This is a genomic window from Goodfellowiella coeruleoviolacea (assembly GCF_024171785.1).
Lineage (GTDB): Bacteria > Actinomycetota > Actinomycetes > Mycobacteriales > Pseudonocardiaceae > Goodfellowiella > Goodfellowiella coeruleoviolacea.
This window is the reverse complement of record NZ_JAMTCK010000005.1, coordinates 143,737-156,637: the sequence shown is the minus strand read 5'-3', so window position 1 is coordinate 156,637 and position 12,901 is coordinate 143,737. Positions and strand designations below refer to the sequence as shown.

The following is a 12,901-nucleotide window of genomic DNA, read 5'->3' as shown; positions in this document are numbered from 1 at the left end:
TGTGCACTGGCGCATGGGGGCCGGGGCACGATGAGGTGCTGGGGGCCGGCCGATGGGCGGGTTGCCGAACAAGTCAACTGGGTCGACCGGACGGATCTGGCTCCTCTCGTGACAAGGACGGAAGGAGGCAGAGCCGATGAGGGGTGCCACCCGCACGGGGCGCGGTCGGACCTCACGTCGCCGAGCCGTCGCCACGTTCACCGCCGCACTGGCCCTCGCGCCCGCTGTGGCGGCGTGCGGGTCCGGTGGCGGCGGCGTGACGACGATCAACGTGTACTACGCACCGGAGCAGAACTTCCAGAAGGTCGTCGACCAGTGCAACGCCAAGGCGGCTGGTCGCTACCGGATCGTGCTGAACACCCTGCCCAGGGACGCTGACGGGCAGCGGGAGCAGATGGTGCGCCGGCTGGCCGCCGGCGACACCGAGATGGACGTGCTCGGTCTTGACGTGACCTGGGTGTCGGAGTTCGCCGAGGCCGGCTGGGTCACCGAGTGGACTGGGGAGAACAAGGCTGAGGCCGAGCGCGGCACCCTGGCCGGTCCACTGGAGACCGCCCGCTGGAAGGACAAGCTCTACGCGGCGCCCAAGAACACCAACGTGCAGCTGCTGTGGTACCGGGACGACCTGGTGCAGCAGCCGCCGCGCACCTGGGACGAGATGCTGGCCGCGGCCAAGCAGCTCAAGGATGCCGGCAAGCCCAGCCAGGTGTTGGCGACCGGCGCGCAGTACGAGGGACTGGTGGTGCTCTACAACACCATCGTGGCCTCGGCCGGCGGCCAGATCCTGTCCGAGGACGGCGGTCGGGCGGTGATGGACGCCGGAGCGGTCGAGGGGCTCCGGGTTCTCCGGGACTTCGCCACCTCGGGGGTGGCCAGCCCGTCGCTGACCAACTCCAAGGAGGGTGAGGTGCAGCGCGGGTTCGAGGCCGGCGCCGCGGCCTTCGAGCTGAACTGGCCGTTCGTGTACGCGGCCATGCAGAAGGGCAACCCGGAGCTGGCGCCGCACTTCAAGTGGGCGCGCATTCCCGGGGTGACCCCGGACGTGCCGGGCAAGGCCACCATCGGCGGCTACGACCTGGCGGTCAGCTCCTACTCCCAGCACCAGGACGAGGCGTTCGAGACCGCGCTGTGCCTGCGCAGCGCGGAGAGCCAGAAGTTCTCCGCCATCAACGACGGGGTGCCGCCCACCATCGAGTCGGTCTACGCCGAGCCGGAGATGGCCGAGGCGTACCCGATGCGGGACATGATCCTGGAGGAGCTGAAGGACCCGGCGGTGCGTCCGCTCACCCCGGCCTACCAGAGCGCCTCCACCATCATGTCGAAGGTGCTGTCCCCACCCGGCGCGATCGACCCGCAGGCCACCGCCGAGCGGCTGCGCCGCGAGTTGCAGGACGCCATCGAGTCCAAGGGGGTCGTCCCGTGAGTGAGGCTTCCCAGTTGTCCGCCGAGAACGTGGCCGGCGCCAGCGCCACCGCGCGCGGGGTGCGCGGCGGCTCGGCCGGTTCGACCGGCTCGGCGAGACGGGCCAAGCCGGTGCTCAGCGAGGGCAAGAAGGCCGAGCGCCGACTGGGCCTGCTGCTGTGCGCGCCGGCCGCGCTGGTGATGATCGCGGTCACCGGCTGGCCGATCATCTACTCGGTGTGGCTGTCGTTGCAGCGGTTCGACCTGCGCTTCCCCGACCAGCGCGAGTTCGTCGGCCTCGACAACTACATCACCGTGCTGAGCAGCCCGTACTGGTGGACCGCGTTCGGCGTGACCGCGCTGTTGACCGTGGTGTCGGTGGTGCTCGAACTGGTGCTGGGCATGGCGCTGGCACTGATCATGCACCGCACCATCGTCGGCCGCGGCCTGGTCCGCACGGTCGCGCTGATCCCGTACGGCATCGTCACCGTGGTCGCCGCGTTCAGCTGGTACTACGCCTGGACCCCGGGCACCGGTTACCTGGCCAACCTGGTCGGCCCGGACACCGCGCTGCTCACCGAGCGGCTGCCCGCGCTGGCCATCATCGTGTCGGCCGAGGTGTGGAAGACCACGCCGTTCATGGCGCTGCTGCTGATGGCCGGACTGGCCCTGGTGCCGGACGACCTGCTCAAGGCCGCGGCCATGGACGGGGCGAGCGCCTGGCAGCGGTTCACCAGGGTGATGGTGCCGGTGATGAAGCCGGCGATCCTGGTGGCGCTGCTGTTCCGCACGCTGGACGCGTTCCGCATCTTCGACAACATCTTCGTGCTGACCAGTGGCGCGCAGGACACCGCGTCGGTGTCCATGCAGACCTACAACAACCTGATCAAGGGCCTGAACCTGGGCGTTGGCTCGACCATGTCGGTGCTGATCTTCATCACGGTCGCGATCATCGCGTTCGTGTTCGTGAAGGTGTTCGGCACGGCCGCACCCGGCAGTGACCAAGGGGGGAGGCGCTGATGGCGGTCATCGCCGGTACCGACAGCACCGGCCGCAAGATCCGCTGGACGCTGTTGGACATCGTGGTCGTGGTCTACGCGCTGGTGCCGGTGCTGTGGATCCTGTCGCTGTCGTTCAAGACACCGGAAACCCTCAACGACGGCAACTTCATCCCGCGCGCGTGGACGCTGGAGAACTACCGGCTGATCTTCCAGACACCGGAGTTCGTGCGGGCGCTGGCCAACTCCATCGGCATCGCGCTGATCGCCACGGCCATCGCCGTGGTGCTGGGCACCATGGCCGCCTACGCCATCGCCAGGCTGGACTTCCCCGGCAAGCGGGTGCTGGTCGGGGTGTCCCTGCTCATCGCGATGTTCCCGCAGGTCGCGCTGGTCTCGCCGCTGTTCGAGATCGAGCGGTCGCTGGGCCTGTTCAACACCTGGCCCGGGCTGATCCTGCCCTACATCACGTTCTCGCTGCCGCTGGCCATCTACACGCTCTCCGCGTTCTTCCGGGAGATCCCGTGGGAGCTGGAGAAGGCGGCCAAGATGGACGGTGCCACGCCGGGGCAGGCGTTCCGCCGGGTGATCGCGCCGCTGGCCGCGCCGGGCGTGTTCACCACGGCGATCCTGGTGTTCATCTTCTGCTGGAACGACTTCCTGTTCGCCATCTCGCTCACCTCGACCGAGGCGTCGAGGACCGTGCCGGCGGCGCTGTCGTTCTTCACCGGGGCCTCCCAGTTCGAGGACCCCACCGGGACGATCTCCGCGGCGGCCGTGGTGATCACCATCCCGATCATCGTGTTCGTGTTGTTCTTCCAGCGTCGCATCGTGGCGGGGCTGACGTCGGGCGCCGTCAAGGGGTAGGGAAGATGGCTGAGATCGTCCTGGACAAGGTGACCAAGCGATACCCGGACGGCGCGCTGGCCGTCTCCGAGGTGGACATCGAGATCGCCGACGGCGAGTTCATCATCCTGGTCGGCCCGTCGGGCTGCGGCAAGTCCACCACGCTCAACATGATCGCCGGGCTGGAGGACATCACCAGCGGGGAGCTGCGCATCGGCGGCAAGCGGATGAACGAGCAGGCCCCCAAGGACCGGGACATCGCCATGGTGTTCCAGTCCTACGCGCTCTACCCGCACATGACCGTGCGGGAGAACATGGCCTTCCCGCTGCGACTGGCCAAAGTGGACAACGCCACGGTGGAGAAGAAGGTCACCGAGGCGGCCAAGATCCTCGACCTGACCCAGCACCTGGACCGCAAACCGTCCAACCTGTCCGGTGGACAGCGGCAGCGGGTGGCCATGGGGCGTGCGATCGTGCGCAACCCCAAGGCGTTCCTGATGGACGAGCCACTGTCCAATCTGGACGCCAAGCTGCGGGTGCAGATGCGCACCTCGGTGTCGCGGCTGCAGAAGCAGCTGGGCACCACCACCATCTACGTCACCCACGACCAGACCGAGGCGATGACCCTCGGCGACCGGGTGGTGGTGATGCGCGGTGGCGTGGTGCAGCAGGTCGGCGCGCCGCAGGCGCTCTACGACCACCCGGCCAACCTGTTCGTGGCCGGGTTCATCGGCTCGCCGTCGATGAACTTCGTGCCGGGCACCATCGAGAACGACACGCTGCGCACCGTGCTCGGCGACGTGCCGCTGACCGGCCGGATCGCGGGGCTGCTGGCCAAGGCCAACGCGCCGCGCGAGGTCATCATGGGCGTGCGGCCGGAGCACTTCGAGGACGCCCACCTGCTGGACGAGCCCACCCGGGACCGGGGCGTGGTGTTCGAGGGCCAGGTGGACGTGCTGGAGTCGATGGGCGCCGACAAGTACGCCTACTTCTCCCTGCACGGCGAACAGGCCGCCAGCGAGGAGCTGGCCGAGCTGGCCGCGGACGCGGGGTCGGCCGAGGTGACGGCCAGCGGCATCGAGCTGGTCACCCGGCTGTCCGCGGCCTCGTCGGTGGCCGAGGGCGCCACCGCGAAGATCTGGTTCGACAACGACAAGGTCCAGGTCTTCGACCCGAGCGACGGCCGCAACCTCACCTACGCGGGGCGGTGAGCCCGCTGGGCTGAGCCGTCCCGACGGCGACAGCACCCCCGCCCGGTTCGCCGGTGCGGGGGTGTTCGGCTGTCCGGGCGGGGTCGGTCGCGCTGGTCAGCCCATGCTCTTGGCGCCGTCCAGGCTCTCCCGGATGATGTCGGCGTGGCCGGCGTGCTGGGCGGTCTCGGCGATGATGTGGAGCAGCACCCGCCGGGCCGACCAGCGCGCGTCGCCCTCGAACCACGGCGCCTTGGGCAGCGGCTGGGTGGCGTTCAGGTCGGGCAGGCCGGCCACCAGCTCGTCGGTGCGGCGGGCCGTCTCGGCGTAGTCGGCCAGCACCCCGGCCAGGGTCTCGCCGGGCAGCATCCGGAACTCGTCGGCGCGCCGCGCCCAGTCCTCCTCGGTCATGTCGGTGAAGTCGCCGCCCAGGGCGGCCGGGCCGGCCACGATGAAGTTCGCCCAGTTCCGCTCCACCGAGGTGACGTGCTTGACCAGGCCGCCAAGGCACAGCTCGCTGACGGTGGTGCGCCGGCCGGCCTGCTCGTCGGTGAGGTCGCGGGTGGTGAAGCGCAGGAAGTGCCTGGCGTTGGCCAGCTCGGCCAGCAGGTCGGCGCGCTCCCCGGTGAGGTCGCGGGTGGCCGACGGGGGGAGGGTCGCGGTGTCGCTCATGGTGTCCGCCTTCGTGGTGGTCCTGCTCCGGGCTGGTGCGGACCACGCTATGCCCCACTCCGGTCACTTCTTGACCTGAATTGACCTCGGCTGTCCGCCCGGCGGGAAAAGGGCGGCGGGGCACGGTGCCGCCGTGCCACGATCCGGCCATGCCGATCGACCCGCACCTGCTCGTGGCCTTCCTGGTGACCACGACCATCGCCATGATCACGCCAGGACCGGACATGCTGTTCATCCTGGGCTGCGGTATGCGCGGCGGCCCACGCGCCGGCCTGCTCGCCACCGCCGGGGTGGCCACCAGCGAGGCCGTGCACGTGGCCGTGGCCGCCGCGGGGCTGGCCGCCCTGTTCGAGGCGGTGCCGGTCGCCTTCACCGTGGTCCGGATCGTCGGTGCCGGCTACCTGATCTACCTGGGCGTGCAGATGATCCGGCGGCGCGGGGGCGTTGACGCGGCCCTGCCGGCCGAGAGCGGCAGGGTGTCCGGCCGGCGCGCCTACCTCACCGGGCTGGCCACCAACCTGCTGAACCCGAAGATGGTCACCTTCACCATCGCGTTCCTGCCGCAGTTCATCAACCCGGAGCTGGGGCAGGTGTGGCTGCAGTTCGCGATCCTCGGCGCGGTCCTCATCGTGCTGGAGTTCCTGGTGGACGGCGCGGTGGGGGTGCTGGCCGGGCGGATCGGCGGCTGGCTGCGCCGCCGGCACGCGGCCCGCCGCCGGGTCGACGTGGCCACCGGTGGCCTGTTCATCGGGCTCGGCGTGCGCCTGGCCGTGGAGCGGTAGGGGCGGCCCGCCCGGTCAGCGGCCGCCAGGGTGCTGGGCGGCCCGCTCGCCCGCCGCCGACCTCGGCCGCTGGAACAGGGCGAACAGCCAGACCAGCGACGGCACCAGCAGGACCGCGCCCACGGCGGTGACCACCAGGGTCACCCGCAGCACCTCGGGGGTGGCCGCGGCGGCCTCGATGGTCAGGTCGGGCAGCAGCACCAGCGGGTACTGCGCCACCGCCCAGCCCCACAGCAGCGCGGCCACCGCGATCGCCGCGGTGACCCGGGTGGCCAGGTAGTGGCGCAGCAGCAACAGCACCAGGGACGCGAGCCCGGCGAGCGCGGAGACGACCACCACGGGCAGGCCGCGGCCGGTCAGGCCGTGGAACAGCACGGGCGCGTCCGCGTGCAGGATGGCGATGCCGCAGGCGGCCAGCACACCGGTGACCACGGCGGTGGCCAGGGCGCGCCGGCGGAACGCCTCGGCCAGTGCGGTCGAGCCGGCGCGGCGGGCGTCCTGGCACAGGTAGACCGCGGCCAGGTAGGCGGCCAGCGCCACGGCCAGTGCCCCGCCCAGCAGCGAGGTGGGGTTCAGCCAGCTGCGCACGATCCCGCCCGAGGCGATGCCCGGCGGCACCCGACCCGAGGCGATGCCGCCGGCCACCGTGCCCAGGAAGAACGGGGTGAGCACCGAGGACAGCGCGAACGCGGCCCCGTAGGCGCGGCGGAACACCAGCTCGGTGGTGGCCTTGCGGAACGCGAACGCCGCGCCCCTGGCGATGATGCCCAGCGCGGCCAGCGTCAGCGGGATGTACATCGTGGACGCGACCGCCGCGAACGCGCCGGGAAACCCGGTCCAGCACAACACGATCACGAAGATCAGCCACACGTGGTTGGCCTCCCACACCGGGCCGATCGACTCCTCGATGAGGGCCCGCTGCGCCGCGCCGCGCCGGGTGCCACCGGCCAGCAGGTCCCAGCAGCCGCCGCCGAAGTCCGCGCCGGCCAGCAGCACGTAGGCGGTCAGCCCCAGCCACATCACGCTGATCAGCAGCTCGGCGGCGGTCATGGCCGGACCGGCTCCGGTCGCGCGTCCGCCTCCTGCGGCGCCCTGGCCAGCCGGCGCAGCACGTACACCGTGGCCGCGGTGAGCACCGCGTACACCACGACCACCACGGCCAGGCCCACGGACAGGTTGGGCACCGGGGTGACCGCGTCGGCGGTGCGCAGGTGACCCCACACGATCCAGGGCTGGCGGCCCACCTCGGTGGTGATCCAGCCCGCCTCCACCGCCACCGGCGCGGCGATCCCGGCCAGCACGCACGCGTACCAGAACAGCCGGGACCGGGGTGGCTCGCGGTGCCGCCGCCACCACGCCAGCAGCAGCCACAGGCCGAGCAGCAGCAGGCCGAACCCGATCACCACCATCACCTGGAACGCCCAGTGCACCACGTTGACCGGGGGCCGCTGGTCCGGCGGCACCTCGGCCAGCCCGTGGATCAGCGCGGCCGGATCCCAGTGCGCCAGAATGGACAGTCCACTCGGGATCTCCAGCGCGTAGCGCAGCTCACCGTCCTGGTAGACGCCGCCCAGGTGCAGCGGCACGTGCGTGCCGGTCTGCCGCACGCCCTCGATCGCGGCCAGCTTGACCGGCTGGTTGGTGGCCAGGAACTTCGCCGCCCAGTCGCCCACGCCGATCTGCACCGGGGTGACCACCGCCGCGACCGTGAACGGCAGCAGGAACCCGACCCGGTGGTAGCGGTCCCGCCGGCCGCGCAGCAGGCCCACCGCGTAGACCGCGGCCATGCCGAAGCCGGTCACCATGAACGCGGCCAGGACCATGTGCACCGTCTGGGGCGGGGTGGCCGGGTTGAACATCGCCGCCCACGGGCTGACCTGGATGAGGGTGCCGTTGTCCAGGTCGAACCCGCGCGGCTGGTTCATCCACGCGTTCGCGGTCACCACGAAGAACGCCGAGGCCACCCCCGCCACGCAGACCGGCAGGCCGGTGAGCAGGTGCGCCCGGGGGGACAGCCGGTCCCACGAGTAGAGGTAGATGCCCACGAAGATCGCCTCGATGAAGAAGGCGAACCCCTCCAGGGTGAACGGCAGCCCGATCACCTGCCCGTAGGTCTCCATCAGGCCCGGCCACAGCACGCCCATCTCGAAGCTGAGGATGGTGCCGGACACCGCGCCCACCGCGAACAGCACCCCCATCGCCTTGGCCCAGCGGTGCGCGAGCAGTTCGTGCACGCCGTCACCCGTGCGGATGGCCCGCCACTCGGCGAGCACGGTGATCGCCGGCATGCCCACCCCGAAGCAGGCGATCACGATGTGCCAGCCCAGGGAGAACCCCATCTGGGTGCGGGCCGCGACCAGGTCGGCGGGACTGGCCGCCGCGGCAAGACACCAACTGCTCGACATGGGCCAGTGGGTACCCGCCGAACGGCGGAACAATCGGGGGAAGTCCGCGCGCGGGCGTCACGGAACCGGGGGAGTCCCCGCGCGTGCGACCCGGATCGGCACCGGCTCGCTCGCAGAATGTGGTGGGCCCCCGAAGGGAGGCAGTCTGGAGGGAGGAGTGCGGTGCGAGGACTCGACTACTCCACCGGGCCGCCGTCGGGCGCCGCGGTCCGCGCGGCGGGCTACGGGTTCGTGCTCCGGTACGTGTCCACCCCGGGCAACCCCAAGAACATCACCGCGCGCGAGTTCGCCGACATGGTCAACAACGGGGTGGCCGTGGCACTGGTGTTCGAGACCACGGCCAACCGGGCGCTGTCCGGCTACGCCGGCGGCCAGGCCGACGCCCGGTCCGCGGCGGACCAGGCGGCCGCGGTGGGCATGCCCGGCAGCCGGCCGATCTACTTCGCCGTGGACTTCGACGCCCAGCCGGGGCAGTTCGGCGCCATCGACGACTACCTGCGCGGTGCCGCGTCCGTGCTGGGCGCGGCGCGGGTGGGGGTGTACGGCAGCTTCTCGGTGGTCGGGCACTGCCTGGACGTGGGCACGGCCCGCTACGCCTGGCAGACCGCGGCCTGGTCCGGTGGCCGGGCCGACCTGCGGGCGCACCTGTTCCAGCGCCTGGGCACCGTGCACGTCGGCGGGATCGCCTGCGACGTCAACGACTCCAACGCCAGCGACTTCGGCCAGTGGCCGTGCGAGGAGGAGGACGACATGTTCACCGATGAGGATCGCGAGTTGCTGCGCGACGTGCGGGAACAGCTCGCCGGCTACCCCGGCCGCCAGGTCGGCGTGTTCCCCGGCTGGGAGACCATCACCTTCGGCGAGGAGCCCCGCCAGCTGACCGCCGTGGACATGCTGCGCGAGGTGCACCGCCAGGAGCAGGCCGCCCTCTCGCTGGACGGCCGCCCGGCCGGGGACGTGGACAACGCCCTGGGCCACCTGCTGTCACTGCGCGCCGAACTCCGCCACGCCAGGGCGGAGATCAGCGCGCTCACCGCCGCCGTGGCCGCCCTGGCCGCGAACGAGAACCTGACCGTCGCCCAGATCACCGACATCGTGCAGCAGGCCGTCAGCGACCACGTCCAGCTCACCGCCGTGCCCGAGGACACCGACCTGGACGACCCGGACGACCTCGACGACCCCGAGGCGGCGGGCGACCCGGCCGGCGAGGCCGCCGGGGCGGAGGGGGAGGAGCCGCAGGGCGCGCCAGCCGCGGGGTGAGCCCGCTGAGCGCACCGCGCCCGTTGGGCCCGCTGTTGCCCCGCCGGCCGCCGACTACGGCAGGCGGAGCTGGGGATCGGTGGCCACCGCGGTCAACTGCTGTTCGGTCAACGCGATTCTGGCGCGGGAAACGGGGTTGGGGGGTGGCGTGCTGTCGCCGTTCCAGATGTTGACGACGCTGCCGTCAGGCCGGTAGTAGCTGGCGTGCAGGGCGTTGACCCGAATCGGGGCAGCCGGGGCACCCTCGGCGGTTTCCTTGAGCACCAGGGTGCCACCGCCGGGCTGCGGGATCTTGTCGCACCGCAGCGGTGAACCGTCGGGCCGGCGGTTCGGTTTGAGCCCGCCCTCACCCTGGTCGGCCTCGTTGGGACCGCAGCGTTCGGCCAGCGGGGTCATGTGCTCAGCACCCCCCGCGGCGGTGGTGACCGTCACGTTGAACGTGCCCGGCCCGGCGGAGTCGGTGAAGGTCACCACGCTGGTGAAAACACCCCCATAGCCATCGTCGAACGCGCCGACGCTGATGTCGGTGGCCTCGGGGAGCACCGTGGGCAGCACCTCGCGCAGGTGGGCCTGGTTGCGCTCCAGCGGGGTGGCGGTGGTCGGTGACGCCGAGGTCGACAGGCCGGTCGGCTGCCCGGCTGGTGCCTGTCCCGACCCGGCGGGGGCGTGCTGGTCGGCGCCGGTGCTGTTGCCGACAACCGCGACCGACGCGACTCCCAGAGCGAGCACGGCGAGCCCGGTGCCCAGGGCCGCCCGGCGACCGCGCAGCCGCTTGGCCGCACGGGTGGCGACCTCGTCCGGATCGAAGCCCAACGCTGGTTCTGGCAGCGTGAGGCCGCGCAGGCCGGCGCTGATCTCGTTCTCGTCCATCACGCGTTCCTCCCGACGACTCCGTGGCATTCCTCGGCTTCCCACCTGGTGACAACCCCGCGGAGGGTGGCCAGCCCGCGGGCGCACTGGCTCTTGACGGTCCCCTCCGAGCAGTGCAGCGCGGCGGCGGTGTCCGCGATCGACAGGTCGGCGCAGTGGCGCAGCACCACGGCGGCCCGCTGCCGCGCCGGCAACTCCTGGAGCGCGCGCACCAGCAGGTCGGACAGCCAGCCCGGCGCTGGGCGGTCCGCCGGGTCGAGCCGGCCGTCACCCAGGTCCGGCACCACCCCGTCCCGGCGTTCCCGGCGGCGCCACGGCCGGCGCTGCTCGTCCAGCCAGCAGCGCAGCAACACCCGTCGCGCGTAGTTGTCGATGACCTCGCTGCCGTGCAGCCTCCGCCACACCCGGTAGAGCTTGAGCAGCGCGGTCTGCACCAGGTCCTCGGCGAGGTGCCAGTCGTGGCAGAGCAGGTACGCCGTGCGGCGCAGCGCCAGTGTCCGGGCGCGGGCGAACTCTCGGAACCGCTCGTCTTCCTCAGCTTTCAACACGTCCTCCTCGCCGGTGTTCGGCGGTACCTACGGACGGCCGGCGAGGAAAGGTTGCAAGACCGCCGGGCCCGGCAAACCCCGCGAGTTGACTGTGCAAACCCCGCGAGTCGACATCTCAGGCAGGGCCATTCGGGTGAGAACAGGCCGGTGCCCCGGGAACGGCGGCGTTCCCAGGGCAGGCGGGGTCTGGCGGGATCGGGTCGGGCGGGGCGGTCAGGACTCGGTCAGGACTCGGCGGTGGCGTCGGCCTTCTCGGGCTGGGCCTGCTGCTGCATGGCGTTCTGGGTGCGCAGCGGGACCTCCCTGATGACCAGGACCGCGAGCACCGTGATGATCGACAGGGCGGCGGAGATCAGGAAGATCAGCGCGGTGGCGTCGCCGTAGGCGCCGCGCACCACGTCGGCGATCGGTCCGGGCAGCTGGTTGAGGTTGCTGATGCCGATCTCGGCGGAACCGGAGCCGCCGCCCGCCGGCAGCGGCACGCCCGCGGCGGTCAGGCCGCTGAGGGTGAGGTCGCTGACCCGGGTGGCCAGCACGGCGCCGAGCACGGACACGCCGATGCTGCCGCCCAGCGAGCGGAAGAACGCCACGGTGGAGCTGGCGGTGCCCAGGTCGGTGGGGGCCACGGTGTTCTGCACGGCCAGCACCAGGTTCTGCATGGTCATGCCCATGCCGATGCCGAGGACCAGCAGGAACGCGCCGAGCAGCACCATGTTGGTGTTGTGGTCGATGGTGCCGAGCAGGGCGAAGCCGGCCAGCATGCAGATGGACCCGACGACCAGGAACACCTTCCACTTGCCCCACCGGGTGATCAGCGACCCGGACACGGTGGAGGACACCATCGAGCCGACGATCATCGGCAGGGTGAGCAGGCCGGCGGCGGTGGGCGAGTAGCCGCGGGCGATCTGGAAGTACTGGCCGAGGAAGACCGAGCCGCCGAACAGCGCCGTGCCCACCGCGATGCTGGCGACGGTGGCCAGGGCCGTGGTGCGGTCGCGGAACAGCCGCAGCGGGATGATCGGGTCCTTCACCCTGGTCTCGGTGATGACCGCGGCGGCCAGCAGCACCACGCCCAGCGCGACCAGCAGCAGCGAGGTGGACGAGCCCCAGGCGAACTGCTTGCCGGCCAGGGTCACCCAGATCAGCAGGTCGCACACGCCGCCGGCGATCAGCGCCGCGCCCAGGTAGTCGATGCTGACCTCGCGCCGGATGACCGGCAGCTTCAGCGTCAGCTGCATGACGACCAGCGAGATCACCGCGAGCGGCACGCAGGCGAAGAAGCACCAGCGCCAGCCGAGCCAGTCGGTGTCCACGATCAGCCCGCCGAGCAGCGGACCGGCCACGGTGGCCACGGACATGACCGCGGCGATCGGGCCGCTGTAGCGACCGCGTTCCCTCGGGCTGGTCATGGCCGCGATCACGATCACCACCAGCGACTGCAACCCGCCCAGGCCCAGGCCCTGCAGCGACCGCCAGATGATCAGCTGGTCGACCGACTGGGAGAAGCCGGCCAGCACCGAGCCGACGGTGAACACCGTGATGGCGATCTGCACCAGCAGCTTCTTGCTGACCAGGTCGGAGAGCTTGCCCCAGATCGGGGTGCTGGCGGTGGAGGCCAGCAGGGTGGCGGTGACCACCCAGGTGTACTGGTTCTGCGTGCCGTGCAGCTCGGGGATGATCGTCGGTAGCGCGTTGGCGACGATCGTGGACGACAGGAACGCGGTGAACATCGCCAGCAGCAGCCCGGAAAGCGCTTCCAGGGTCTGGCGGTGGGTCATCTGGCCGCCGGCTTCGGCGGGTGGCAGGTCGGTGGGGCGCGAGGCACGTCGCGACGCCTGGGCAGGCGTGACCACTGGTGGTCTCCTTGGGGCGAGTGGTGGGTGACGAGTGGCGTGTCGGGGTGACTCGGCTGGGCCGGAACCGGGTCGT

At 71.4% G+C, this 12,901-nt stretch carries 12 protein-coding genes; 6 read left to right on the top strand and 6 right to left on the bottom strand.

Annotated elements, in window-relative coordinates; translation table 11 throughout:
- Nucleotides 1-136: 136 nt before the first annotated feature.
- The 4 genes from LX83_RS12200 to LX83_RS12185 are packed head-to-tail and all read left to right on the top strand — an operon-like array spanning nt 137 to nt 4,456.
- Nucleotides 137-1,423: an ABC transporter substrate-binding protein gene (locus LX83_RS12200; protein WP_407649536.1), complete on the top strand. Its 1,287-nt coding sequence runs from the start codon at nt 137-139 to the stop codon at nt 1,421-1,423.
- A gap of 59 nt (nt 1,424-1,482) precedes the next feature.
- The gene (locus LX83_RS12195; RefSeq protein ID WP_308203968.1) at nt 1,483-2,421 is read left to right on the top strand and encodes a carbohydrate ABC transporter permease; all 939 of its coding nucleotides are present in this window, start codon (nt 1,483-1,485) and stop codon (nt 2,419-2,421) included.
- A complete protein-coding gene (locus LX83_RS12190) occupies nt 2,421-3,266 on the top strand; it encodes a carbohydrate ABC transporter permease (protein ID WP_253770501.1) in 846 nt (281 codons plus the stop codon). Before LX83_RS12195 ends, LX83_RS12190 begins: the two co-directional genes overlap by 1 nt.
- A gap of 5 nt (nt 3,267-3,271) precedes the next feature.
- A complete protein-coding gene (locus tag LX83_RS12185; protein WP_253770499.1) occupies nt 3,272-4,456 on the top strand; it encodes an ABC transporter ATP-binding protein in 1,185 nt (394 codons plus the stop codon).
- A gap of 96 nt (nt 4,457-4,552) precedes the next feature.
- On the opposite strand, the gene LX83_RS12180 is transcribed toward LX83_RS12185, so the two are convergent.
- Complete coding sequence (locus tag LX83_RS12180) at nt 4,553-5,107, bottom strand: DinB family protein (RefSeq protein WP_253770497.1); 555 nt, start codon at nt 5,105-5,107, stop codon at nt 4,553-4,555.
- Between the two features lie 149 nt (nt 5,108-5,256).
- Between LX83_RS12180 and LX83_RS12175 the strand changes: the two genes are divergently transcribed.
- Nucleotides 5,257-5,889: a LysE family translocator gene (locus LX83_RS12175; protein WP_253770495.1), complete on the top strand. Its 633-nt coding sequence runs from the start codon at nt 5,257-5,259 to the stop codon at nt 5,887-5,889.
- Between the two features lie 15 nt (nt 5,890-5,904).
- Here LX83_RS12175 and LX83_RS12170 read toward each other — a convergent pair whose 3' ends face one another.
- Together LX83_RS12170 and LX83_RS12165 are read right to left on the bottom strand one after the other, a co-directional pair.
- Nucleotides 5,905-6,939 (bottom strand): cytochrome d ubiquinol oxidase subunit II, encoded by a 1,035-nt coding sequence (locus LX83_RS12170; protein WP_253770493.1) that lies wholly within the window; start codon nt 6,937-6,939, stop codon nt 5,905-5,907.
- The gene (locus LX83_RS12165) at nt 6,936-8,294 is read right to left on the bottom strand and encodes a cytochrome ubiquinol oxidase subunit I (protein WP_253770491.1); all 1,359 of its coding nucleotides are present in this window, start codon (nt 8,292-8,294) and stop codon (nt 6,936-6,938) included. The genes LX83_RS12170 and LX83_RS12165 overlap by 4 nt, the downstream gene beginning before the upstream one ends.
- A 162-nt stretch (nt 8,295-8,456) precedes the next feature.
- Here LX83_RS12165 and LX83_RS12160 point away from each other — a divergent pair, with 162 nt between their 5' ends.
- A complete protein-coding gene (locus LX83_RS12160; RefSeq protein WP_253770489.1) occupies nt 8,457-9,554 on the top strand; it encodes a DUF1906 domain-containing protein in 1,098 nt (365 codons plus the stop codon).
- Between the two features lie 54 nt (nt 9,555-9,608).
- Here LX83_RS12160 and LX83_RS12155 read toward each other — a convergent pair whose 3' ends face one another.
- The 3 genes from LX83_RS12155 to LX83_RS12145 all read right to left on the bottom strand — a co-directional run bounded on the left by LX83_RS12155 (nt 9,609) and on the right by LX83_RS12145 (nt 12,825).
- Complete coding sequence (locus LX83_RS12155; protein WP_253770488.1) at nt 9,609-10,424, bottom strand: hypothetical protein; 816 nt, start codon at nt 10,422-10,424, stop codon at nt 9,609-9,611.
- The gene (locus tag LX83_RS12150) at nt 10,424-10,969 is read right to left on the bottom strand and encodes a SigE family RNA polymerase sigma factor (protein ID WP_253770486.1); all 546 of its coding nucleotides are present in this window, start codon (nt 10,967-10,969) and stop codon (nt 10,424-10,426) included. The genes LX83_RS12155 and LX83_RS12150 overlap by 1 nt, the downstream gene beginning before the upstream one ends.
- A gap of 227 nt (nt 10,970-11,196) precedes the next feature.
- Nucleotides 11,197-12,825 (bottom strand): MFS transporter, encoded by a 1,629-nt coding sequence (locus tag LX83_RS12145; protein WP_308203957.1) that lies wholly within the window; start codon nt 12,823-12,825, stop codon nt 11,197-11,199.
- Nucleotides 12,826-12,901: the final 76 nt, after the last annotated feature.